General features: G+C 68.7%; 18 protein-coding genes. 17 read left to right on the top strand and 1 reads right to left on the bottom strand.

Annotated features, from left to right (window positions below):
- Window positions 1-20: 20 nt before the first annotated feature.
- The 12 genes from hisB (at window position 21) to AB0I34_RS25555 (ending at window position 16,227) form a co-directional block, all read left to right on the top strand.
- Window positions 21-620, top strand: coding sequence for an imidazoleglycerol-phosphate dehydratase HisB (gene hisB / locus AB0I34_RS25610; RefSeq protein ID WP_360449392.1), 600 nt, complete (start codon window positions 21-23; stop codon window positions 618-620).
- Window positions 617-1,258 carry an imidazole glycerol phosphate synthase subunit HisH gene (gene hisH, locus AB0I34_RS25605; protein ID WP_360449389.1) on the top strand — a complete coding sequence of 214 codons (642 nt, stop codon included), beginning with the start codon at window positions 617-619 and terminating at the stop codon, window positions 1,256-1,258. The genes hisB and hisH overlap by 4 nt, the downstream gene beginning before the upstream one ends.
- A 119-nt stretch (window positions 1,259-1,377) precedes the next feature.
- Window positions 1,378-2,769 (top strand): glutamate decarboxylase, encoded by a 1,392-nt coding sequence (locus tag AB0I34_RS25600; protein ID WP_360449387.1) that lies wholly within the window; start codon window positions 1,378-1,380, stop codon window positions 2,767-2,769.
- 5 nt (window positions 2,770-2,774) lie between these two features.
- Window positions 2,775-4,079: a DUF2254 family protein gene (locus AB0I34_RS25595; RefSeq protein ID WP_360449385.1), complete on the top strand. Its 1,305-nt coding sequence runs from the start codon at window positions 2,775-2,777 to the stop codon at window positions 4,077-4,079.
- Window positions 4,066-5,727, top strand: coding sequence for a thiol reductant ABC exporter subunit CydD (gene cydD, locus AB0I34_RS25590; RefSeq protein WP_360449382.1), 1,662 nt, complete (start codon window positions 4,066-4,068; stop codon window positions 5,725-5,727). The genes AB0I34_RS25595 and cydD overlap by 14 nt, the downstream gene beginning before the upstream one ends.
- Window positions 5,727-7,436 carry a thiol reductant ABC exporter subunit CydC gene (gene cydC, locus AB0I34_RS25585; protein ID WP_360449380.1) on the top strand — a complete coding sequence of 570 codons (1,710 nt, stop codon included), beginning with the start codon at window positions 5,727-5,729 and terminating at the stop codon, window positions 7,434-7,436. The genes cydD and cydC overlap by 1 nt, the downstream gene beginning before the upstream one ends.
- A gap of 82 nt (window positions 7,437-7,518) precedes the next feature.
- Window positions 7,519-8,916 carry a cytochrome ubiquinol oxidase subunit I gene (locus AB0I34_RS25580; protein ID WP_360449377.1) on the top strand — a complete coding sequence of 466 codons (1,398 nt, stop codon included), beginning with the start codon at window positions 7,519-7,521 and terminating at the stop codon, window positions 8,914-8,916.
- A 17-nt stretch (window positions 8,917-8,933) separates the two neighbouring features.
- Window positions 8,934-9,917 carry a cytochrome d ubiquinol oxidase subunit II gene (gene cydB, locus AB0I34_RS25575; protein WP_360449375.1) on the top strand — a complete coding sequence of 328 codons (984 nt, stop codon included), beginning with the start codon at window positions 8,934-8,936 and terminating at the stop codon, window positions 9,915-9,917.
- A gap of 58 nt (window positions 9,918-9,975) precedes the next feature.
- Entirely contained in the window at window positions 9,976-11,553 is a 1,578-nt protein-coding gene (locus tag AB0I34_RS25570) for a GMC family oxidoreductase (protein ID WP_360449372.1), read from the top strand.
- A 30-nt stretch (window positions 11,554-11,583) separates the two neighbouring features.
- Window positions 11,584-12,960 (top strand): glucose-6-phosphate dehydrogenase, encoded by a 1,377-nt coding sequence (gene zwf / locus AB0I34_RS25565; RefSeq protein WP_360449369.1) that lies wholly within the window; start codon window positions 11,584-11,586, stop codon window positions 12,958-12,960.
- Window positions 12,961-12,976: 16 nt separating this feature from the next.
- Window positions 12,977-14,374, top strand: coding sequence for an NAD(P)/FAD-dependent oxidoreductase (locus AB0I34_RS25560; RefSeq protein ID WP_360449367.1), 1,398 nt, complete (start codon window positions 12,977-12,979; stop codon window positions 14,372-14,374).
- On the top strand, window positions 14,338-16,227 hold the full coding sequence (locus AB0I34_RS25555; RefSeq protein WP_360449364.1) for a glycoside hydrolase family 15 protein: 1,890 nt from the start codon (window positions 14,338-14,340) through the stop codon (window positions 16,225-16,227). The genes AB0I34_RS25560 and AB0I34_RS25555 overlap by 37 nt, the downstream gene beginning before the upstream one ends.
- A gap of 46 nt (window positions 16,228-16,273) precedes the next feature.
- On the opposite strand, the gene AB0I34_RS25550 is transcribed toward AB0I34_RS25555, so the two are convergent.
- Window positions 16,274-17,467 carry a cation:proton antiporter gene (locus tag AB0I34_RS25550; RefSeq protein WP_360449362.1) on the bottom strand — a complete coding sequence of 398 codons (1,194 nt, stop codon included), beginning with the start codon at window positions 17,465-17,467 and terminating at the stop codon, window positions 16,274-16,276.
- A gap of 186 nt (window positions 17,468-17,653) precedes the next feature.
- Between AB0I34_RS25550 and AB0I34_RS25545 the strand changes: the two genes are divergently transcribed.
- Genes AB0I34_RS25545 through AB0I34_RS25525 form a run of 5 tightly spaced genes read left to right on the top strand, consistent with a single transcriptional unit; the run spans window position 17,654 to window position 23,166 of the window.
- Window positions 17,654-18,493, top strand: a complete 840-nt coding sequence (locus AB0I34_RS25545) for an ABC transporter ATP-binding protein (protein WP_360449360.1) — start codon at window positions 17,654-17,656, stop codon at window positions 18,491-18,493.
- On the top strand, window positions 18,490-19,317 hold the full coding sequence (locus tag AB0I34_RS25540; RefSeq protein WP_360449357.1) for an ABC transporter ATP-binding protein: 828 nt from the start codon (window positions 18,490-18,492) through the stop codon (window positions 19,315-19,317). The genes AB0I34_RS25545 and AB0I34_RS25540 overlap by 4 nt, the downstream gene beginning before the upstream one ends.
- The gene (locus AB0I34_RS25535) at window positions 19,314-21,170 is read left to right on the top strand and encodes an AMP-binding protein (protein ID WP_360449354.1); all 1,857 of its coding nucleotides are present in this window, start codon (window positions 19,314-19,316) and stop codon (window positions 21,168-21,170) included. Before AB0I34_RS25540 ends, AB0I34_RS25535 begins: the two co-directional genes overlap by 4 nt.
- The gene (locus tag AB0I34_RS25530) at window positions 21,167-22,054 is read left to right on the top strand and encodes a branched-chain amino acid ABC transporter permease (protein ID WP_360449351.1); all 888 of its coding nucleotides are present in this window, start codon (window positions 21,167-21,169) and stop codon (window positions 22,052-22,054) included. The genes AB0I34_RS25535 and AB0I34_RS25530 overlap by 4 nt, the downstream gene beginning before the upstream one ends.
- 20 nt (window positions 22,055-22,074) lie before the next feature.
- Window positions 22,075-23,166 (top strand): branched-chain amino acid ABC transporter permease, encoded by a 1,092-nt coding sequence (locus AB0I34_RS25525; RefSeq protein ID WP_360449349.1) that lies wholly within the window; start codon window positions 22,075-22,077, stop codon window positions 23,164-23,166.
- Window positions 23,167-23,200: the final 34 nt, after the last annotated feature.

The raw sequence follows: 23,200 nt of genomic DNA, 5'->3' as shown, positions 1-23,200 counted from the left end.
GCAGCGAAGCGAGGACGTGCATGAGCCGCACAGCGCGGATCGATCGGGAGACCAGCGAGTCCAAGGTCCTGGTCGAGCTGAACATCGACGGCGAGGGGCGGGCCGAGATCTCAACAGGGGTTGGGTTCTACGACCACATGCTCAACGCGCTGGCCAAGCACGCGCTGCTCGACCTGCACGTGAACACGGTCGGCGACCTCGAGATCGACGCGCACCACACGGTCGAGGACACCGCGATCGGCATCGGCCAGGCGCTTCGTGAAGCTCTCGGGGACAAGCGCGGCATCCGCCGCTTCGGCGACGCGACCGTGCCCCTGGACGAGGCGCTGGTGCACTGCACGGTCGATCTGTCCGGCCGGCCGTACTGCGTCCACACCGGTGAGCCCGACGGTCAGGTGTACGCGATCATCGGCGGCGACTACGCCGGTTCGCTGACCCAGCACGTGTTCGAGACGCTCGCGTTCAACGCCGCGATCTGCATCCACATCCGGGTGCTGTCCGGCCGCGACCCGCACCACGTCGTCGAGGCCCAGTTCAAGGCCTTCGCCCGGGCGCTGCGCGCGGCCGCCGAGCTCGACCCGCGGCAGCCGGGCATTCCGTCGACCAAGGGCGCTCTGTGAGCAAGAAGGTCGTGCTTCTCGACTACGGATCGGGCAATATCCGGTCGGGGGAGAGGGCCCTGCAGCGCGTCGGCGCGGACGTGACAGTCACTTCCGACTTCGACGAGGCGCTGAACGCGGACGGCCTGCTCGTCCCGGGCGTCGGGGCGTTCGAGGCCTGCATGACCGGGCTCAAGTCCGTTCGCGGTGACGTCGTGGTCGACCGTCGGCTGACGGGCGGGCGCCCGGTGCTCGGGATCTGTGTCGGCATGCAGATCCTCTTCGCCCGCGGCATCGAGCACGGCGTCGAGACCGAGGGCTGCGAGCAGTGGCCCGGCACGGTCGAGCGGTTGAAGCCCCAGCACGACGAGCCGGTCCCGCACATGGGGTGGAACACAGTCGACGTGCCTGCCGGCACTGCGCTCTTCGACGGCATCGAGAAGGAACGCTTCTACTTCGTCCACTCGTACGGCGTCCGCGAGTGGCAGTTGACCGACGCCCGCGAGTCGGTGGCCCCGCTCGTGACCTGGACGTCGTACGGCGGCGACCGGTTCGTCGCCGCGGTCGAGAACGGCCCGCTCGCGGCCACCCAGTTCCACCCCGAGAAGTCCGGCGATGCCGGCGCCGCGCTGCTGGCCAACTGGGTCCGCTCGCTCTGAGCGCAGCCCCGGCGTACGGCGTGTGCCTCATGCGGAGCGGGTGAGGACGTCCCGGACGCCCGGGTGTGGGATGGATGGTGGCGGCAAGTCGTGTCGCCGCGACCGAGGGGTGATCGGCGATGACTGGCATCAGCAGCACCACGAAACGGGCGGCCAGCGATCTGACCGTCCTACCGCGATTCACCAGGGACACCGTGGTGTCGGTCCCGAAGGACCGGATGCCGGATCAGGAGATGCTGCCTCAGTCGGCGTACGGGATCGTCCGGGACGAGGTCATGCTGGACGGCAACGCCCGGTTCAACCTGGCAACGTTCGTGACCACGTGGATGGACGACGAGGCGGACCGGCTGTACGCCGAGACCGTCGACAAGAACATGGTCGACAAGGACGAGTACCCGCAGACGGCGGAGATCGAGAGCCGGTGCGTGAGGATGCTCGCCGACCTGTGGAACGCGCCGGACACAGCCGACGCGATCGGGACATCGACGACCGGCAGTTCCGAGGGCTGCATGCTCGGCGGCCTCGCACTCAAGCGGCGCTGGCAGCACGCCCGTCGCGCCGCGGGTAAGCCCTTCGACCGGCCCAACCTCGTGATGGGCCAGAACGTGCAGGTCGTGTGGGAGAAGTTCGCCGAATACTGGGATGTCGAGCCGAGGTACGTCCCGCTGGAGGGCGACAACCTCTACCTGACCGCCGACCGGGCCCTCAAGTTCGTGGACGAGAACACCATCGGTGTGGTCGCCATCCTCGGATCGACGATGGAAGGCAGCTACGAGCCGGTCGCCGAGATCTGCGCGGCGCTGGACGACCTCGAGGAGCGAACGGGGCTGTCCGTGCCGGTGCACGTCGACGCGGCGTCAGGTGGGTTCGTCGCTCCCTTCCTGCAGCCTGACCTGGTGTGGGACTTCCGGCTGCCGCGAGTGGCGTCGATCCAGGCATCCGGTCACAAGTACGGGCTCGTCTATCCGGGCGTCGGCTGGGTGCTGTGGCGGCACACCGTGAACCTGCCCGAGGAACTCGTCTTCAAGGTGAACTACCTCGGCGGGGACATGCCGACCTTCGCGCTGAACTTCTCCCGGCCCGGCGCGCAGGTGCTGCTGCAGTACTTCCAGTTCCTGCGACTCGGCCGCGACGGCTACCAGCGGATCCAGCAGACCTGCCAGGACGTCGCCGTACACCTCAGCGAGGCGATCAAGGAGATGCCCGAGTTCGAGCTGGTCTCGGATGGACGGGACCTGCCGGTGTTCGCGTTCCGGATGGCCGACGGCATCACGAAGTACACGGCGTACGACGTTTCGCGGAAGCTGCGCGAGCGGGGCTGGCTGGTGCCGGCGTACACGATGCCGCCGAATCGGGAGGATCTGGTCGTCCTGCGGGTGGTCGTGCGGAACGGATTCAGCCACGACATGGCCGACCTGTTCCTGCGCGATGTGCGGGTCGCGGTCGAGTGGCTCGACGGGCTGGTGGCGCCGATGCCGCAGGAGAAGGAGCCGGCCGGGTTCCATCACTGACCGGCATGACCGTGAGGTTCTGGGCAGCCGGATTCCGGGCACACCAGTACGTCCGGCAGAGCCTGTGGGTCGTGCCACTCCTCGGCGGCCTGTTGGGCGTGGTGCTGGCCGGGGCCGACCTCCGGCTCGAGGGCCGGATCTCGTTGCCGCCGGAGTGGTCGTACTCCGAGAGCACCGCGAGCAACGTGTTGTCGTCCGCCGCGGCCGCGATGGTCGGGCTGATCGGCTTCGTGGTCACGATCGGCGTGCTGGTCGTCCAGATGGCGACCGGCACGCTGTCGCCACGGTTCATGCGGCTGTGGTACCGGGACCGGCTGCAGAAGTTCGTGCTCGCGGCGTTCACGGCCACGTTCACCTTCGCCTTCGCACTGCTGCGCCAGGTGGAGTCCGACTCCGTGCCCGATCTGGGCATCAGCCTGGTCGGGCTGGCCGTCGGGATCGATCTGATCCTGCTGCTGCTGTACTTCGACCGGTTCGTGCACGCGCTGCGGCCGGTCGCCGTCGCGGCGGCGATGGCACAGGCCGGGCTTGCGATCGAGGCCGAGGACGACGGCCTCGTCGCGGACACCCGTTCCGGCGATCAGGCGGACCGGCGGGGGGCGGCGAGCTCCAGGGTGCCGGCCCCTCGGTCGGGCGCTATCCAGGACATCGACATCGCCGGCATCGTCCGGTTCGCGGCGGCCCGGGACCAGCTCGTCGTCATCCCGCACACGATCGGTGACTTCGTCATCGCGGGCAGCGCCATGATGGAGGTTCACGGCCCGGCGGCCGGCGAGGCCGACCTGCGGCGGCTGGCCAGGATGGTCTCGCTGGGGCGCGAGCGCACGATCGACCAGGACCCGGCGTTCGCGTTGCGCATCCTGGTCGACATCGCCATCCGGGCGTTGTCTCCGGCGGTCAACGACCCCACCACCGCGACGCAGGTGCTCAACTACATCGGCGCCCTGCTGCTCGGGATCGGCGCCTCCGACCGCGCCTTCCGGGGGATCGCGCTCGACACCAACGGCCAGGTCCGCCTGGTCCTGCGGACCCGCGGATGGGCGGAATACCTGGAGCTCGGAGTGACCGAGATCCGCCAGTACGGCGCGTTCTCGCCGCAGATCTGCCGCCGGTTGCGCGCCATGCTCGAGGAACTGCGGGCCGGAGTCCTCCCGGCACGCCGCGAAGCCGTGCAATCGCAGCTCGAGGCCCTGGATCGCGCGACCGACACGGCGTTCGCCGATCCGTTCCAGCGGGCGCTGGCACGGATGAGTGACCGGCAGGGCCTTGGCGCCGCGCGACTCGGCGAGGACTCCGATGCCCGCCGTTGACCGGAGACTGATCACTCGGACGCGGGCAGTCAGGACGTTGCTGCTGCGGTCCACCTTTCTCGGGGTCGCGACCGCGGCCTTGGTCGTCGCACAGGCCTTCCTGCTGGCGGGCCTTCTGTCCAGGGCCTTCCAGGACGGCGCGGGGCTTGCCGAGTTGCGCGGTCCGCTACTGGCCTTGCTCGGCGTCGTGATCGCCCGTGCCGGGCTCGCCTGGTGGGCCGAGCTGATGGCACACCAGGCCGCCACGCAGGCGAAGGCGGAGCTGCGGATGACCTTGCTGCGGCACATCGTCGACCTGGGGCCCGCCTGGCTCACCCGGCATCGGACCGCGGATCTCGAGACGCTCGGCACCCGGGGCCTCGATGCTCTTGACGGCTACTTCACCCGCTACCTGCCGCAGCTGATCCTGGCCGTGATCGTCCCCACCGCGGTCATCACGGCGGCCGTGACACAGGACATCGTGGCTGCGGCGATCGTCGCCGTCACCGTTCCCCTGATCCCGCTGCTGATGGCCGTCGTCGGTGCCGGTGCCAAGGCTCAGGCGGTCAAGCGTCTGGTCGTCCTTCAGCGTCTGGGCGGCCACTTCCTCGACAGCATCGCCGGCCTGACGACGCTGAAGGTGTTCGGCCGGTCGCGGTCCCAGGCAGCCCTGGTCCGTCGTGCGACCGACGACTTCCGGCAGGAGACGATGGGTTCGCTGCGAGTGGCGTTCTTGTCGTCCCTCGTGCTGGAGTTGCTCGCTTCGTTGTCGGTGGCGGTCGTCGCGGTGGCTGTCGGGATCAGGCTCGTCAGTGGCAGTCTCGACCTCTCGACCGGCCTGTTCGTGCTCATCCTTGCTCCTGAGGCCTACCTCCCGCTCCGCACGCTCGGTGCGAGCTTCCACGCGGGCACGGACGGTGCCGCGGCGGCGGACCAGGTGTTCACGGTGCTGGACAGCCCGCGTCCGGCAGGGGATATCGGAGCCGTGCTCCCGTTCCACCCGGCCGTAGATCTCCGGGTGAACGACCTGTGCGTGAGCTATCCGGATCGGACCGGCCCCGCACTCGACCGGATCAGCCTGTCCGTCCGGTCAGGGGAGGTGGTGGCCTTGACCGGGCCGAGTGGTTGCGGCAAGTCGACGCTGATCGCCGTACTGCTGGGCTTCGTCGGGGTGGACTCGGGGCAGGTGACCGTCTGCGGGGTGAACCTGGCGCAGCTCGATCCCGACCGCTGGCGCCAGAACGTGGCATGGGTCCCGCAGCGGCCCTACCTGTTGGCCGCGAGTCTGGCCGACAACATCAGGCTCGGCAGACCGGACGCTGCCGAGGAAGACGTACTGCGAGCGGTCGACGACGCCGGGCTCAGGCAAACGATCAACAGGCTGCCGTTCGGCCTCGCGACACCGCTGGGCGAGCGCGGTGCTGGCCTGTCCGCGGGGGAGAAGCAGCGCGTCGCGCTCGCGCGGGCGTTCCTGATGGACGCACCGCTGCTCCTGCTCGACGAGCCGACGGCCAACCTGGACGGGGAGACCGAGGCGTCGGTCCTCGCCGCGGTCGTCCGGCTGACTGTCGGCCGGACGGCGTTGATCGCCGCGCACCGACCGGGCCTGGTCGCGGTGGCGGACACGGAGATCCAGCTGGAACGCGCGACCGCGTTGGACTACCGATGATGTCCGGCGTGACGGCCCGGCTGGCCGCGGCCAGTCTGCTCGGGGCGGGTGGCGCCGCCGCCGGCCTCGGTCTCGCGGCGACCGCCGGCTGGCTGATCGCCCGCGCCTCCGAGCAGCCGAACATGGCGGCGCTCGGACTCGCTGTCGTCGGGGTGAGATTCTTCGGGATCAGTCGCGGGTTGCTCAGGTACGCCGAGCGCCTGGTCGGCCACGATGCGGCGTTCCGCGTGCTGGCCGACGTACGGATGAAGGTCTACGCCAGGCTCGAGCGTCTCGCGCCGGCCGGCCTGCCGGGTTTCCGCAGCGGTGATCTGCTGGCCCGGTTCGTCGACGACGTGGATTCACTGCAGGATCTGCTGTTGCGCGTCGTCTCGCCGTACGTGGTCTTCGTCGCCTCCATCGGGCTGACGGTCGGCCTGGTCGGGGCCCTGGTACCGGCCGCCGGCGTGGTTGTCCTGGTTGCCGCGCTGCTCTGCGCGACCGCCGTCCCAGTCCTCGCCCGGCAGTTGGTGAGGCGCTCCGAGGCGCGCCAGTCCGAGACGCGAGGCGAGCTGTCGACTGCTGTGGTCGACCTGGTCCAGGGTGCGCCCGACCTCATCGCCTACGGTGCGGCGAAGGCCCAGTTGCGCAAGGCCGATCGAGCCGACGCCGGGCTGACCAGGGTCGCTCGGGCGGCCGCCCGTACCGCGGGGACCGGCTCGGGGCTCACCGCCCTGCTGGCCGGCCTGTGCGTGTGGGGTGTGCTCGCGATCGGGATAGTTGCTGTCGACAACGGTCGACTGCCCGGTGTCCTGCTCACTGTCGTCGTCCTCGTCTGTCTGGCCGCCTTCGAGGTGGCCTCCGGACTCCCGCAGGCCTTCGCGATCTTCGAACGGGTACGGCGTTGCCAGGAACGGGTCGATGCCCTGCTGGCTGTCGAGGTTCCCGTCCGCGAGCCGATGCATCCGGTGCCGCTGCCGGCCGCGCCGTACACGATCCGGCTCCGTGGTGTGCACGCCCGCTACCCGTCCGGACAGCTTGCGCTGGACGGGATCGACCTGGATCTGGCTCCCGGCGAGACGATCGCGGTGGTCGGACCCAGCGGAGCAGGCAAGTCCACGCTGGCCGCCGTCCTGCTGCGCTTCCTCGACGTCGAGTCTGGTACGGCGTCCCTGAACGGGGTCGGTCTCGATGACCTGGATCCGGACGCGCTCCGCCGGGTGGTCGGTTCGGCCGAGCAGGACGCACATGTCTTCGACCGCACGATCGGCGACAACCTCCGGCTGGCCCGGCCGGACGCCACCGATGCCGAGTTCCGGGCCGCGCTCGCAAAGGTCGGTCTGCTGACCTGGGTCGACGGCCTGCCGCACGGTCTGGACACCGAAGTCGGCGAGCACGGCACCCGCCTGTCGGGCGGCCAGCGGCAGCGGCTCGTCGTCGCGCGTGCCCTGCTGGCGGATTTTCCGGTGCTGATCCTCGACGAGCCGACCGAGCATCTCGACCCCCGGGCCGCGGACGCGCTGACCGCGACCCTGCTGGCGGCGCCCCCCGGGCGCACCACGCTGCTCATCACTCATCGGTTGGGTGGCCTGCAGAGCGTCGATCGGGTCCTGCTGCTGGAAGCGGGTCGCGTAGTGGAGTCGGGCACCCACTCTGAGTTGGTGGCGGCGGGCCGGACGTACGCGCGGATCTGGGCCAGAGAACAGGCAGATCTCACCCGGTCGGAATGATGCGCCGCCGGCGAGTCAGGGATGAGCCTGGGGGAACGACGACGTTCCCGACGAGGGTGATCAGCCCGAGGAAAGGTCTGCGATGGACCCGACCGACCTGGCCCGTATCCAGTTCGCCACGACCAGCATCTACCACTTCGTCTTCGTTCCGATCACGATCGGGCTGGCGTTTCTGGTCGCCGTACTGCACACCAAGTGGTACCGATCGGGCAAGGAGGATCACAAGCGCTTGACCCGGTTCTTCGGTCACCTGTTGCTGATCAACATCGCCGTCGGGGTGGTCACCGGGCTGGTGCAGGAGTTCCAGTTCGGCACGAACTGGTCGGCGTACTCGCGGTTCGTCGGCGATGTGTTCGGTGCACCGCTGGCGATGGAGGGACTGGCGGCGTTCTTCCTGGAGTCGACGTTCGTGGGGTTGTGGGTCTTCGGCTGGAACGTGCTGCCCCGGCGGGTCCACCTCGCCACGATCTGGCTGGTCGCCGTCGGGGCCTCGCTCTCGGCCGCGTTCATCATGGCCGCGAACTCGTGGATGCAGCACCCGGTGGGTTACACCACCAACGCCCAGACCGGGCGGCCGGAGCTCAGTTCGATCGGGGACCTGTTCACGAACCCGGTGTTCGTCTGGGGCTACATCCACGTGCTGCTGGCTTCGCTGCTGACCGGAGCCGTGCTGATGCTGGCAGTGTCCGCGTGGCAACTGCGCCGCCGCGAGAACAGCGGGCTCTTCCGCGGTTCGGCCAAGCTCGCGATCATCGTGCTGCTCCCTGTCTCGGTCCTGGCGCTGGGGGTGGGCAGCCACCTCGGTGTGGTGGAGGCGGAGTACCAGCCGATGAAGATCTCGGCCGCCGAGGCGCAGTGGGAGACCTGTCAGCCGTGCTCGTTCTCGCTGTTCCAGATCCGCGGCGGCAGGAACGACGAGACCCCGACACAGCTGCTCGAGGTACCCCATCTGCTGTCCGTGCTCGCCACCGGCACGTGGAACGGCCAGGTGGAGGGCCTCAACGAGTTGCAGGCGGCCGACGTCCAGCAGTACGGCGAAGGCAACTATGTACCGAACGTGTTCGTGCAGTACTGGTCGATGCGGGTGATGGCCTACCTCGGCAGCCTGCTGGTGCTGGTCGGCCTGTGGGGAGCCTGGCTGCTGTATCGCCGCAAACTCACGGAGTCGCGACTGTTCCTCGCGGTGGCGACCTGGGCGGTGCTTGCACCGGTTCTGATGAACACAGCCGGCTGGATGCTGACGGAGAACGGTCGGCAGCCGTGGCTCGTCCAGGGACTGATGAAGACCGCGGACGGCGTGTCCACCTCGGTCAGCACGACCGAGCTGGCGATCAGCCTGGCGGCGCTGGTCGTCGTCTACCTGCTGCTCGGCATCGCCTACGTGTTCCTGATGCTGCGCTACGCGCGGCGCGGCCTCGAACTCGACCATGCCGAGGAAGAGCCCGGCCGCGATCCCCGCACGCCGGCGATCACCTACTAGCGAGCCGGGAGGCAGCCATGGGACTACCCGAGCTGTGGTTCGTGATCATCGCGATCCTGTGGACCGGTTTCTTCGTGCTGGAGGGTTTCGACTTCGGCGTCGGCGTACTGCACCGGGTGCTCGGCCGGACCGATCGGGAGCGCCGGGTGGTGATCAACACCATCGGCCCGTTCTGGGACGGCAACGAGGTCTGGCTGGTCGTCGGCGGTGCGGGGATCTTCGCCGCCTTCCCCGACTGGTACGCCAGCTGGTTCTCGGCGAGCTACCTCGCGGTCCTGCTGCTGCTGGTGGCGCTGATCATGCGTGGCGTGTCCTTCGAGTTCCGTGGCAAGGTCGACACGCACGGCTGGCGCCGGTTGTGGAGCGGCACGCTGACGACCGGCAGCCTGCTGGCGCCGCTCGTCCTCGGAATCGCGCTCGGTGACCTGATCGCGGGCCTCCCGATCAACGCCGACGGCGAGTTCACCGGCTCGTTCTGGGATCTCTTCACGCCGTACGGCCTGTGGACCGGACTGACGCTGGTGACGTTGTGCCTTGTGAACGGGGCGACGTTCGTCGGCATCAGGACCACCGGTGAGCTGCGCCTGCGAGCGCACCGCACCGCCGGCCGGGTCGGCTGGGCGGGCTTCGTGGTGGTCACAGTCTTCGCGGTCTGGACCCTCGTCGTCGCCGACCACGGCTGGGGGCCGATCCTGACCCTTGCCATCGCCCCGGCAGCACTGGTCGGCTCCGTCTGGGCGATGTACGGCGAACGTGACCGCACCGCGTTCATGCTGTCTGCGACGGCGATGGCACTTGCCGTGGCGGGGCTGTTCGCCGCGCTCTACCCGCAGGTCCTGGTGTCGAGCACAAACCCCGCGTACAGCCTCACGGTCGACAACTCCGCGTCGGCCCACTACGCGCTCACAGTGATGAGCGTGATCGCGCTGGTGTTCTTGCCCTTGGTGCTGCTCTACCAGGCCTGGTCGTACTTCGTGTTCCGTCACCGGCTGAGTGCATAGAGGCTTCACCCCACCGGGGTGAGGTATCTCGTCCGCATCCGTCGAAGGATCAAGCGGTATGGCGGGCGATCAGCACTTCGACGTGATCATCATCGGCACCGGCGCGGGAGGCGGCACGCTGGCCCATCGGCTGGCGCCGTCCGGAAAGCGGGTCCTCCTGCTCGAGCGGGGGGACTACCTGCCGCGAGAACGCGAGAACTGGTCGTCCTCGGCGGTGTTCGTCCAGGCCCGGTACCGCGCGCCGGAGTCCTGGTACGACCAGCACGGCCACGAATTCCCCCCGGAGACCAACTACTACGTGGGTGGAAACACCAAGTTCTACGGCGCCGCACTGTTCCGGTTGCGACCGCAGGACTTCGGTGAGTTGCAGCACCACGATGGCGTCTCACCGGCCTGGCCGGTGAGGTACGACGACTTCGAGCCGTACTACACCGAGGCCGAGCATCTGTACCGTGTCCACGGCCGCCACGGCGAGGATCCCGGCGAGGGACCGGCCAGTGCGGAGTACCGCTTCCCGCCGGTCGAGCACGAGCCCCGGATCCAGCAGTTGAACGACGACCTGGAGAAGCAGGGACTGCATCCGTTCCACCTGCCGATCGGCGTCGACCTCATCCAGGACGAGCACGGCCGGGCGACCCGGGACAGCGTTTGCATCCGGTGCGACCGGGTGGATGGCTTCCCCTGTCTGGCCCAGGCGAAGTCGGACGCGCAGGTGATCTGCGTCGACCCGGCGTTGCAGCACGAGAACGTGTCGATGCTGACGAACGCCAAGGTGGTGCGCCTCGAGACCGACCCGACGGGACGAACGGTCTCGCAGGTCGTGACGGAGGTCGACGGGTCGACCGAGCGGTTCAGTGCCGACGTCGTGGTCGTCGCCTGCGGCGCGGTCAATTCCGCCGTACTGCTGCTGAACTCGGCCAACGACCGTCATCCGAACGGTCTCGCGAACAGCTCGGACGTCGTCGGCCGCCACTACCTACGGCACAACAACCTCGCGCTGATGGCGGTGTCGAAGGAGCCGAACCCGACCCGGTTCCAGAAGACCCTGGCGATGAACGACTGGTATCTGGGTGCCGACGACTGGGACTACCCGCTCGGCGGGATGCAGATGCTGGGCAAGTCCGACACCGAGCAGGTCCGCAGCGGTGCGCCGCGCTGGGCCGGCAAGGTCTCGCCGGGCATGCCGTTCGAGGTGATCGCGCACCACGCGGTCGACATCTGGCTGTGCGGTGAGGACCTTCCGCAGCCGGGCAACCGGGTCACCGTGCGCAAGGACGGGTCGATCCAGCTCGCCCTGGACGAGAAGAACAACGTCGAGGGCGTCAACCGGCTGAGGCACAAGCTGCAGGGCATGCTCGGCGACCTGGGGATGCACGAGCACCGGCTGCTCGACCACAGCATCTACCTGCACAAGGGAATGCCGATCGGCGCCACCGCACACCAGGCCGGCACCGTGCGGTTCGGCGACGACCCGGCGAGTTCCGCGCTCGACGTGAACTGCAAGGCCCACGACCTCGACAACCTGTACGTCGTCGACACCAGCTTCTTCCCGAGCATCGGTGCGGTGAATCCCTCGCTGACCGCGATCGCGAACGCGCTCCGGGTCGGCGACCACATCCTCGACCGGCTGCGCTGAGCCCCGCGGTCCGGACTGATTGGAGTACGTATGCCAACCGCCGACATGGACGCACTGGTGATCTTCGGTGCGACCGGTGATCTTGCCAAGCTGGAGACCTTCCCTGCCCTGGTCGGGCTGGTCGACCGGGGGGTGCTCGACGTCCCGATCGTCGGGGTGGCGAAGAGTGGCTGGGGACTCGATCAGTTCCGCGAGTACGCCGCGGCTTCGTTGCGAGCCAACGGGATCGACCCGGCCAGTCCCGCGGCGGCCGGCATGCTCGGCCTGCTGCGGTACGTCGACGGCGATCTCGACGACGACGCGACGTACGCGGCGATGGCCGACGAGGTCGGCACCGGCGGTCACGCGCTGTTCTATCTCGAGGTACCGCCGCCGCTGTTCGGCCGGATCGCCCAAGGCATCGCGAAGGCGGGCAAGGCCGACGGGGCCCGTGTGATGGTCGAGAAGCCCTTCGGCACCGACCTGAAGAGCGCACAGCAGCTCAACGCGACGATGAGCGAGGTCTTCCCCCAGAGCGCCATCTACCGGGTGGACCACTGGCTCGGCCTGGACCCGCTGGAGAACGTGCTGTTCGCCCGCTTCGCCAACTCGGTGATCGAACCGCTGCTCAACCGCGACCACGTGGAGAGCATCCAGATCACCATGGCGGAGAGCTTCGACGTCTCCGACCGCGGCAGCTTCTACGACCGCACCGGTGCGATCCGCGACGTCCTGCAGAACCACATGTTGCAGGTGCTCGCGAGCGTACTCGCCGATCCGCCGAGCCAGCTCGCCGACGCCGCTTGGCGGGCTCAGAAGGCCGCGGTCATCGGCTCGCTACACCCGCTGACCGCCGAAGACACGGTGCTCGGGCAGTACGACGGCTACCTCGACGTCGCCGGCGTCGATCCACACTCGCGGACCGAGAGCTACGTCGCGGTCCGGCTCGGCCTCGACACCTGGCGCTGGGCCGGCGTACCGATCGCGATCCGAGCCGGAAAGTGCATGCCGGTCACCGCGACCGAGGTGGCCATCCGGTTCCGCCGCCCACCGCAGGACCTGTTCAAGCTCGAGGGTGCCGCGGACGCCAACCAGTTGCGGTTCCGGATCTGGCCGGAGAGCGAGGTCGGGCTCACCCTGTGCGGCAAGAAGCCCGGCGCCGGCTGGGCCGCGCAGCCCGAACACCTCACCTTCTCCCAGGCGGCGGGATCCGACCAGCGACCCTACGACCGGCTGATCGGGGCAGCGCTCCTCGGCCGGCAGGCGCTGTTCGCCTCGCAGGAGACGGTCGAGGCTGCCTGGCGGGTGGTCGAGCCGGTGATCGGTGGTGACCTGCCCGTCGTCCCGTACGCCAAGGGAAGTTGGGGCCCGAAGGAGGCCGACGCCCTGCTGCCGCACGGCGTGATCTGGCACGACCCGGCAGGATGATCGAAGGAGCCGGCCGATGACACAGCCGACCAGCAGCGGCGCTCGGGATCCAGCGGAGCCTCGCCGGGTGGTGATCGTGGGCGGCGGCTTCGCCGGTCTGTTCGCGGCCCGTGCGTTCCGGCGCCGACCGGTGCAGGTCACCCTCGTCGACCGCGCCACCCACCACCTGTTCCAGCCGCTGCTGTACCAATGCGCCACCGGGGTGCTGTCCGAGGGCCAGATCGCCATGCCGCTGCGGGCGATCCTGCGCAAGCACCGCAACGTCGACTGCGTGCTCGCCGAGGTGACCGGCTTCGACGTCGAGGCCCGCATCGTGCACGCGATGCGGCCGACGGGAGGCGACATCGAGTTCCCGTACGACGACCTGATCCTGGCCGCCGGCGTACGGCAGTCGTACTTCGGGCATGACGAGTTCGCCAGGTTCGCACCTGGGATGAAGACGCTCGCGGACGCACTCCTGATCCGCCGCCGCGTCTTCGGTGCCTTCGAGATGGCACAGTCGGCCACCGATCCTGAGGAACGCCGGCGATGGCTCACCTTCGCGCTGGTCGGCGCCGGTCCCACCGGTGTCGAACTGGCCGGGCAGATCCGCGAGGTGGCCACCTCGACGCTGAGCAAGCAGTTCCACGACGTCGATCCCACCGAGGCCAAGGTGCTGCTCTTCGACGGCGGCGACGCGCCACTCGCGCCGTTCGGGCCGAAGCTGTCCGGCAAGGCCGCCGCGACGCTGACACGCCTCGGTGTCGAGCTGCATCTGGGATCGATCGTCACCGACGTGAACGCGAACGGGCTGGTGGTCCGTGGACCCGACGGCGCGAGTACGTCGTACCAGGCCGGAACCGTGCTGTGGGCCGCCGGGGTGGCGGCGCCGCCGGTCGCCGACGTGCTGGCGAAGGCGACCGGCGTCGAGCAGGACCGGGCCGGGCGGATCAAGGTCCAGCCGGATCTGACCCTGCCCGGCCATCCGGAGATCTCCGTGGTCGGTGACGTGATGAGCCTCGACCGCCTTCCCGGCGTCGGCGAGGTGGCGATGCAGACCGGCTACTACGCGGCGAAACGGATCCGGAACGAGGTGGACGGCAAGACGGACCCACCGAAGCCGTTCAAGTACCGCGACTTCGGCTCGGCGGCCTACATCGCGCGCGGTCAGGCGGTCGTCGAGGTCGGCCGGGTGCGTCTCAGCGGCAAGCTCGGCTGGCTGTCGTGGCTCGGCATCCACATCGCCTTCCTGACCGGGTACCGCAACCGCGTCGGCGCGGTGCTCAGCTGGGCGGTCGCCTTCAGCCGGGAGACCCGGCGCGAACGAGCCTTCACGATGCAGCAGGTCGCGCCCGGCGGCGCCGATCTCTATCGCAACCGAACAGGAGACGACTCCTCATGGCCGACTACCCACCCATCGCCGAACACGGACTGATCGGCGATCTGCAGACCGCCGCGCTGGTGACCACCGACGGCTCCATCGACTGGTTCTGCTGTCCACGGTTCGACTCGCCGAGCGTCTTCGCCGCTCTGCTCGACCAGGAACGCGGCGGCTACTTCCGGGCGCGGGCGACCGGTCCTGACGTCACCAGCCGGCAGCTGTACTTCCCGGACACCGCCATCCTGATCACCCGGTTCATGACCCCGGACGGCGTCGGCGAGGTCGTCGACTTCATGCCGCCGGCCGGCAAGCAGCCCACCGCGAACCACCGGATCCTGCGGGTGATGCGATGCGTACGGGGGCGGATCGACTTCGAGGTGGACATCGTGCCCCGGTTCGACTACGGCCGTACGGAGCACGAGACAAAGCTGGTCGGGCAGGGGGTCGTTTTCTCGACCGACGACCTGAGTCTGACGTTGCACGCGGTCCGTGAGCCGGGTGACGAGCGGCTGGCGCAGGTCCGGGTGGACGGCGGCGATCTCCACATCGACTACACGATGACAGCGGGTCAGTCCCGGGGACTGGTGCTGGAGTCCGCGGCCGACGGGCCACCGCGAGAGATCGGGGTCGCGGAGTTCACGGCGATGTTCGACGACGTCACGACGTACTGGCGCAAGTGGCTGTCCAAGTCGACGTACACCGGCCGGTGGCGGGAGATGCTGCAGCGCTCGGCGATCACTCTCAAACTGATGACCTATGCGCCCACCGGAGCGGTCGTTGCCGCACCCACGGCCGGGTTGCCCGAACAGGTCGGCGGTGAACGCAACTGGGACTACCGCTACACGTGGGTTCGGGACGCGTCGTTCTCCGTGTACGCACTGCTCGGCCTGGGGTTCACCGAGGAGGCGGCCGAGTTCTGCGAGTGGTTGCGGGACCGTGTGCGGGAGGAGACCACGGGAGAGGGCGGTCCACTCAACATCATGTACCGCGTGGACGGTTCGTCCGACCTGATCGAGGAGTCCCTCGAACATCTGGAGGGCTACCGAGGCTCCCGGCCGGTACGGATCGGCAACGGCGCCTCGGACCAACGGCAGATGGACATCTTCGGCGAGGCGCTGGACAGCATCTACTTCGCCGACCAGCACGGCATCGAGCTCGACCACCGCGGTTGGATGGCGTTGCGCGGCATCGCCGACTGGCTGACCGACCACTGGGACCTGCCGGGTGCGGGGATCTGGGAGACGCGCGGCGGGCCGAAGGACTTCACCTATGGCCGGGTGATGAGCTGGGTCGCCCTCGACCGGGCGATACGGATGGCCGCGAAGCACGGCCGGCCGGCGGCGGTGGAGCGCTGGACCGAGAGCCGGGACCTGATCTACAACCAGGTGATGGCACGCGGCTGGAACGAGAAGATCGGAGCCTTCGTCCAGCACTACGACGACACCGTGCTCGACTCGTCACTGTTGCGGATGGCAACGGTCGGCTTCATCGCACCCACCGACCCGATGTGGCTGTCCACGCTGGACGCGATGGACGCCGGGCTCGTGGTCGACAGTCTCGTCTATCGCTACGACCCGGCCGCTTCGCCGGACGGGCTGGCCGGCGACGAGGGGACGTTCTCGCTCTGCACCTTCAACTACGTCGACGCGCTGGCCCGGGCCGGCCGGCTCGAGGAAGCCCGGCTCATCTTCGAGAAGATGCTCACCTACGCCAACCACGTCGGCCTGTACTCCGAAGAGATCGGTTCGACCGGCGAACAGCTCGGGAACTTCCCGCAGGCGTTCACGCACCTCGCGCTGATCGACGCGGCCATCACTCTCAACGCAGCGCTGGATGAGGCGAGGGCCGAGGGGCGGACCACCGTGACGGACGTCCCGGCCGCGCGCGGTAAGGCGGAGCGGCGGTGACCTGACCGGTCACGGACCCCGGCGATCCTGACCCTGGCGTTTCCGGCTAGGGCCGGGGCTCGTCGAGTACGTCGGGGGAGCGGATCAGCCGGCGATCGATGGCGACCGCGATCGCGGGGTACACCAGCACCGACAAGACGCCGGCGCCCACCAGGGCGGCGGCGTTCTCCGGGAGCATGTGACCGGTCTCGAGTCCGATCTCGCTGAGGGCGACGAGCAGCGGCAAGGCGGTCGACACGACGAAGACGAGTTCGAACCGTCTCGTCCGGGGAAGTGCGGTCCGGTAGATCAGCAGCGTCGGAAGGCCGCGGACGACCAGGAGCAGAAGGAAGAACAGGAACAGCCGCGCCGGAGCTTCGACGATGGACCGCACGTCCAGGCCCATCCCGGACGAGACGAAGAAGATGGGGATGAAGAAGCCGTAGCCGACGGCGTCGAGCTTGTGATCGAGCGCCTCGACGTTCCCGGGCGCCCACCGGCGCAGTACGACGCCGGCCACGAAGGCTCCGAGGACGACGTCGAGGCCGAAGTCGTTGGCGACGACGAGCAGGAGCAGCAGCATCGCGACGGTCCACCGCAGCGTGGTCTGCGAGGTCGCGTGCTCGCCCTCCGACAGGATCCGGGCGATCCGTCCACCGCGACCCAGCCGGGGGACCAGACTCAGCAGCAGCGCGAGGACGCCCATCCCGACGAGGGAGATCAGCCCGATGAACCGGCCGTGCGACCCGAGGAAGATCGCGATCGCCACGACCGGCAGGAACTCCCCGACCGCCCCGGCCGCGAGGACGTAGGAGCCGAAGGAACCGCGCAGCATGTTGTTGTCCCGCAGGATCGGCAACAGTGTGCCCAGCGCCGTCGTGGTCAGACCGAGCGCGACCGGTACGAACGCGTCCACGACGCCCAGCGCGGCGAAGCCCCCGACGACCGCACCGGCCAGCGCCACCGTGACCAGCCACCCGACGATGGCGAGTTTGCCGGCCCGCTGCTTGAAGACCGCCAGCTCCAGCTCGTAGCCCGCCAGCAGGAACAAGAACCCCAGCCCGACGTTCGCGAGCAGTTCGATGCTGTCCGGGTCGGCCCAGTCGAGCACCTCTGGCCCGACAACCACACCGCCGAGAATGAGCACCACGACCTGCGGGATCCGCGCCTTGCGCCACAATCCCACGATGATCGGCGTCACGGCTGCCACCAGCACGACCACGAAAAGACTGGTCAGTCCCTGACCGAGATCACTGCCCATCCGTTCAGCGTGGCTGCTCGTGCGCCCCGGGTCGTCCCCTGCCCCGGACGATCCGGGCCGGCGGTGATCCGGGTCCCCGCGCTGTAATACCAGTGGCGTAACTGGTTATGCCCCTGTCCCGGGATCACGGTTTGGGTGACAGTGTCCGATTTCCGGGCTGCCAGGCCTTCACGGATGACAGCGGTGATGTCACACTCACTCGCCAGAGCGGTGGCAACCATCGGGGATCCGGGAGGCCGGGTGCTGGCGGCGAAGAACCTCGAGGTCGTCTACGACGACGTGATGCTGGTGCTGCGGGGCGTCGGCCTCGAGGTCCCGCAGGGACGGATCGTCGCCCTGCTGGGGGCCAACGGCGCCGGCAAGTCCACGCTGCTGCGCGCGCTGTCCGGCCTGCTCGACGTCCACGACGGAGAGGTCCGGCGCGGGTCGATCACCCTCGACGGCGAGCCGATCCACTCGTACGGCGCCAGCAGGATCGCTGCCCTGGGCATCAAACAGGTGATGGAGGGACGGCGGATCCTCGCCGACCTGACCGTCGAGGACAACCTGCGGATCGGCGGACACGTCCGCCCGCGCTCGATCCGGAGCAACCTGGATCGCGCCTACCAGATGTTCCCGGTGCTGGCCGATCGGCGGCGTTCGCTGGCCGGCTACCTGTCCGGTGGCGAGCAGCAGATGCTGGCGATCGGCCGGGCGCTGATGTCCGATCCGAAGTACCTGCTGCTGGACGAGCCGAGCCTCGGCCTGGCGCCGATGATCGTGCACCAGATCCGGGACGTGATCGTGCAGATCAACCAGGAGGGCACCACCGTGCTCCTGGTCGAGCAGAACGCGGCGATGGCGCTGTCGATCGCCGAGCACGGCTACGTGCTGGAGAACGGCGCGATGGTGATGGACAAGCCCGCGGCCGATCTACTCGCGGACGGCGACGTCCGGGAGTTCTATCTGGGCCTCGGCGCCGAAGGCTCGACGAAGTCCTTCCGCGACGTGAAGCACTACCGCCGCCGGAAGCGGTGGCTGTCATGACCGCGACGGAGGCTCGTCAGAGCGAGAGCACGCCGGAATCCACCTCGGTGCTGACGTTCGAGGACGTCGTGCTCGGGTTCGACGGGGTGACCGCTCTCAACGGTGTGACCTTCCAGGTGGATCCAGGCGAACTGTTCGCGGTGATCGGACCCAACGGCGCGGGCAAGACCTCGATCTTCAACGTGCTGTCCGGCGTCTACAAGCCGCAGCGCGGCACGGTCCGGTTCGGTGACGACGACCTGATCGGGCGGCGGCCGCACGCGATCGCGCGGCTCGGCATCGCCCGGACCTTCCAGAACATCGAACTGTTCTCGAACCTGACCGTGCTGGACAACCTGATGCTCGGCCGGCACCTCCATCACCCGTACGGCGTCCTCGCCGCGTTGGGCTGGATCGGCAAGGCCCGCCGCAACGAACTGGCCAACCGCCGCGCGGTCGAGGAGATCGTCGACTTCCTCGAGCTGGCGCAGTGGCGGCGACTCCCGGTCGGCCTGCTGCCGTACGGCGTACAGAAGCGGGTCGAGCTCGGCCGGGCCCTGGCCTCGGAACCGAAGCTGTTGCTGCTGGACGAGCCGGTCGCCGGGATGAACCTCGAGGAGACCGAGGACATGGCCCGGTTCATCCTCGACATCCGTGACGAACTCGGGCTGCCGATGGTGATGGTCGAACACGACATGGGTCTGGTGATGGACCTGGCCGACCGGATCATGGTGATCGACTTCGGCCGGCCGATCCGCACCGGTACGCCGAAGGAGGTGGCCACCGACCCCGACGTGGTCCGGGCCTACCTGGGCGAGGAACACCGGGTGGTGGAGCGGTCATGACGACGGTCGCGGCTCCGGTCATGATGGCGACGATCGCCACCCGGGTGCGGGATCGCGCCGCCGCGTCGCCGGACCTGATCGCCTTGCGGGAGAAGGATCTGGGCATCTGGCAGCAGGTCAGCTGGCAGGGGTACTGGGACACCGCGGAGCTGGTCGCGCACGCCCTGCTTGCCCTCGGCATCGAACCCGGCGACCGGGTCGCGATCCATTCGGAGAACCGGCGCGAATGGCTCTACACCGACGTCGGCACGGTCGCCGTCCGCGCCGCCACGGTCGGCCTGTATCCGACCAACCCGGTCGCCGAGGTCGGCTACCTGCTCCGCCACTCCGGCGCGAGGGTGCTGATCGCCGAGGACCAGGAGCAGGTCGACAAGGCCCTGGCGATCGACGACCTGCCCGAACTGACGCACATCGTGTACGTCGAGCCCCGCGGCATCCGGAACCGGTACGACGACTCGCGGCTGCTCGCCTGGCCCGATTTCCTCGCGCTCGGCGAGGGGCATCGACAGGCACATCCGCAGGCCGTGACCCAGCGGATGGAGGAGTCGCGCCCGGACGACGTGGTCACGCTGATCTACACCTCCGGCACCACCGGCCCGCCGAAGGGCGTGATGCTCACCGCGGCGAACGTCGACTTCGCCATCCAGGAACTGATCGAGCGCGGCGGTTTCACCGCGCCACCACCGTCGCCCCGCGACAGCGTGCTGTCCTACCTGCCGCTGTGCCACGTCGCCGAGCGGATCTTCAGCGGCTGGTTCGGCGCCGGGGCCGGAGTCTGCGTGCACTTCGCCGAATCGATCGAGACCGTTGCCACCAACCTGCACGAGGTTCAGCCGACCGTCCTGTTCGGCGTACCCCGGATCTGGGAGAAGATCGCGGCCGGGGTGCAGAAACGGGTCGAGTCCGCCGACCCGGTGAAACGCGCGATCGGTGGCTTCTGGTTACGCCGGGCCGACTGGATCGGCGACGTACTGGCGGCCAACGAAGGTCGGCATACTGCTGCATCCCGGGCGGTCTACGCCGTCGGATGGCTGTTCTGCTACCGGGCACTGAAGGACCGGCTCGGCCTGCGCAAGGTCCGGTACGCCGCCTCCGGTGCCGCGCCGATCGCACCCGAGGTACTGCGGTTCTTCATGGGCCTCGGCCTGCCGATGCACGAGGTGTACGGCATGACCGAGAACACCGCGGTGGCGACGGCGAACCGCCCGGGCCGGGTCAAGGTCGGCACGGTCGGCGAGCCGCACGCCGGCGTCGAGGTGCGGATCGACGAGAGCACCGGCGAGATCCTGACCCGGCACCCGGGCACGTTCGCCGGCTACTGGCACGACCCGGACGCGACCGCGGCGGTGATCGAGCCGGACGGCTGGCTGCACACCGGCGACGTGGGGGAGTGGGTCGACGGCACGCATCTGCGCATCACCGACCGGATGAAGGACATCATCATCACCGCGGGCGGCAAGAACGTCGCGCCGTCGGAGATCGAGAACGCGCTCAAGGCGTCGCCGTACATCAAGGAGGCGCTCGTGGTCGGCGATCGCCGCAAGTTCCTCGCCGCCCTGATCGGCATCGAACCGGACACGGTCGGCCACTGGGCCCAGATGCACCGGCTGCCCTACTCGACGTACGGCGATCTGTCCGCGAAGCCTGAGGTGATCGCGCTGGTGCAGACCGTCGTGGACGAGGTGAACGTCCGGTTCGCCACCGTCGAACAGGTCCGGTCGTTCCGGCTGCTGCCGAAGTTGCTGGATCACGAGGACGGCGAGCTGACCGCGACCCAGAAGCTGAAGCGCAGCGCCGTGACCACCTCGTTCGCCGGACTGGTCGAGTCCATGTACGCGGAGGGTGCCCGGTGAACGAGTTCATCGCCACGGTGGTCCGCGGGCTCGGCAACGGGTCGATCTATGCGTTGCTGGCGCTGGGATTCGTGATCGTCTACAAGTCGATGCGGGTGATCAGCTTCGCCCAGCCGGCCTTCATGATGGCCGGCGCCCTGCTGGTCAGCTACTTCGTGCTGTCGATGAACTTCTTCCTCGCCGTCGTGGTCGCGCTGGTGCTGACCGCACTGCTCGGAGCCGGCGTGGAGCGGCTGGCGCTGCGGCCGATGATCGGCAAACCGGTGTTCGTGATCGCGATCATCACCCTCGGCGTCGACATCGTGATCCGCACGGTGGTGAACGCGTTCATCGGCCTGGACATCCGTCAGATGGGCGACCCGTGGGGTCTGCGGCAGGTCGACGTACTGGGGGTGAAGGTCGATCAGCGGCACCTGGCCACGCTGGTCACGACGCTGATCGTGGTCGCCGCGCTGTTCGCCTTCTACCGCTGGTCGCGGACCGGACTGGCGATGCGCGCGGCGTCGTCGGACCAGGAGGTCGCGCTCGCGCAGGGCGTCTCGGTCGGCCGGGTGTTCTCGCTGTCCTGGGCACTCGCGGCGGCCCTCGCCGGATTGGCCGGTGTGTTCCTGTCGACCGGCATCGGACTCGAGCAGAATCTCTGGCTGACCGCGCTCAAGGCTCTGCCGGTGATCATTCTCGGCGGCCTCGACTCGCTCGGTGGAGCGGTGGTCGCCGGACTCTCGATCGGCGTGGTCGAGGCCCTGGTCGGCAGCTACGGCGCAGACCTGCACCCGGTCTTCGGCGGCGACTTCTTCCTGGTCGTGCCGTACCTGCTGATGCTGCTCGTCCTTTTGATCAGACCGTACGGCCTCTTCGGCACCAGGGAGGTCGAGCGCATATGAGCACCCGCTCCGGACGACCCATGTTGTACCTGACCTACGGGCAGGACATGGCGTTGCTCAACACCTCGGCGAAGCGCGGCTGGACCTTGGTGCTGGCGATCGGTGCCGTGTCCTTGCCTTTCCTGCTCACCGACGACCTGCTCCTCGTACTGGCCACCGCATGTGTCGCGTCGATCGGTGCGATCGGCCTGAACATCGTCACCGGGTACGGCGGACAGGTGTCGCTCGGGCACGCGTTCTTCCTGGGGATCGGGGCGTACACCGCGGCGGCGATCTCGGGTGATCCGGACAGCACCCGGCTGATCGGCTTCGGGATCACCTCGGTGCCGATCTGGTTGCTCGGGGCGGGTCTGGTCGCCGGTCTGGCCGGGCTGATCGTCTCGCCGTTGGCGGCCCGGTTGCGCGGGTTGTACCTGGCGGTGGTGACGCTCGGACTGGTGTTCATCGGGGAGCACATCTTCAAGCACTGGAAGCACCTCACCGGAGGAGTCGGGGTCGGCCGGCCGGCCGCCGTACCGGAGTTGTTCGGGATCCAGTTCGCGGTCGACGGGGAGGTGTTCACGAAGGCGCAGAAGCTCTATCTGCTGATGCTGGTGCTGCTGGTGATCTTCGGCGTACTGGCCCGCAATCTCGTCCGGTCCAGGGTCGGCCGGGCGCTGGCCGCCGTCCGGGACCGGGATCTGGCCGCCGAGGTGATCGGCGTCGACGTGACCCGGTACAAGATGATCGCGTTCGCGGTGTCGTCGTTCTACGCCGGCGTCGCGGGCGCGCTGCTGTACGTGATGATCGGGTTCGTCGAGCCCGGGTCGTTCAACCTCGCGCTGTCGGTGCAGTACATCGCGATGATCCTGATCGGTGGCGTCGCCACCATCTCCGGATCGGTGCTCGGCGCCCTGTTCATCACGCTGCTACCGCGGGTCACCCGCGAGCTTCCGGCCGTACTGCCGTTCATCAGCGGCAGTTCTGGTTCCGGGGGCATCACGGTCTTCCAGGTCGAGACGATTCTGTACGGCCTGTTGATCATCGGCTTCCTGATCTTCGAACCTCGAGGGCTCTTCGGGATCTGGAACCGGCTCCGCACCTACTGGAAGTCATGGCCGTTCTCGCACTGACCCCGCAAGCCTGGGGGCCACCGACCGGCCGGAG

This window comes from Kribbella sp. NPDC050281, from assembly GCF_040655855.1.
In the GTDB taxonomy this organism is placed as follows: domain Bacteria; phylum Actinomycetota; class Actinomycetes; order Propionibacteriales; family Kribbellaceae; genus Kribbella.
This window is presented reverse-complemented; position numbering and strand designations above follow the sequence as displayed.

Excerpts from the sequence above, each read along its gene's own strand:
- hisB (WP_360449392.1), top strand. The coding sequence starts at position 21 with ATGAGCCGCACAGCGCGGATCGATCGGGAGACCAGCGAGTCCAAGGTC.
- AB0I34_RS25600 (WP_360449387.1), top strand. The coding sequence starts at position 1,378 with ATGACTGGCATCAGCAGCACCACGAAACGGGCGGCCAGCGATCTGACC.
- AB0I34_RS25595 (WP_360449385.1), top strand. The coding sequence starts at position 2,775 with ATGACCGTGAGGTTCTGGGCAGCCGGATTCCGGGCACACCAGTACGTC.
- cydD (WP_360449382.1), top strand. The coding sequence starts at position 4,066 with ATGCCCGCCGTTGACCGGAGACTGATCACTCGGACGCGGGCAGTCAGG.
- cydC (WP_360449380.1), top strand. The coding sequence starts at position 5,727 with ATGTCCGGCGTGACGGCCCGGCTGGCCGCGGCCAGTCTGCTCGGGGCG.
- AB0I34_RS25580 (WP_360449377.1), top strand. The coding sequence starts at position 7,519 with ATGGACCCGACCGACCTGGCCCGTATCCAGTTCGCCACGACCAGCATC.
- cydB (WP_360449375.1), top strand. The coding sequence starts at position 8,934 with ATGGGACTACCCGAGCTGTGGTTCGTGATCATCGCGATCCTGTGGACC.
- AB0I34_RS25570 (WP_360449372.1), top strand. The coding sequence starts at position 9,976 with ATGGCGGGCGATCAGCACTTCGACGTGATCATCATCGGCACCGGCGCG.
- zwf (WP_360449369.1), top strand. The coding sequence starts at position 11,584 with ATGCCAACCGCCGACATGGACGCACTGGTGATCTTCGGTGCGACCGGT.
- AB0I34_RS25560 (WP_360449367.1), top strand. The coding sequence starts at position 12,977 with ATGACACAGCCGACCAGCAGCGGCGCTCGGGATCCAGCGGAGCCTCGC.
- AB0I34_RS25555 (WP_360449364.1), top strand. The coding sequence starts at position 14,338 with ATGGCCGACTACCCACCCATCGCCGAACACGGACTGATCGGCGATCTG.
- AB0I34_RS25550 (WP_360449362.1), bottom strand. The coding sequence starts at position 17,467 with ATGGGCAGTGATCTCGGTCAGGGACTGACCAGTCTTTTCGTGGTCGTG.
- AB0I34_RS25545 (WP_360449360.1), top strand. The coding sequence starts at position 17,654 with ATGTCACACTCACTCGCCAGAGCGGTGGCAACCATCGGGGATCCGGGA.
- AB0I34_RS25540 (WP_360449357.1), top strand. The coding sequence starts at position 18,490 with ATGACCGCGACGGAGGCTCGTCAGAGCGAGAGCACGCCGGAATCCACC.
- AB0I34_RS25535 (WP_360449354.1), top strand. The coding sequence starts at position 19,314 with ATGACGACGGTCGCGGCTCCGGTCATGATGGCGACGATCGCCACCCGG.
- AB0I34_RS25525 (WP_360449349.1), top strand. The coding sequence starts at position 22,075 with ATGTTGTACCTGACCTACGGGCAGGACATGGCGTTGCTCAACACCTCG.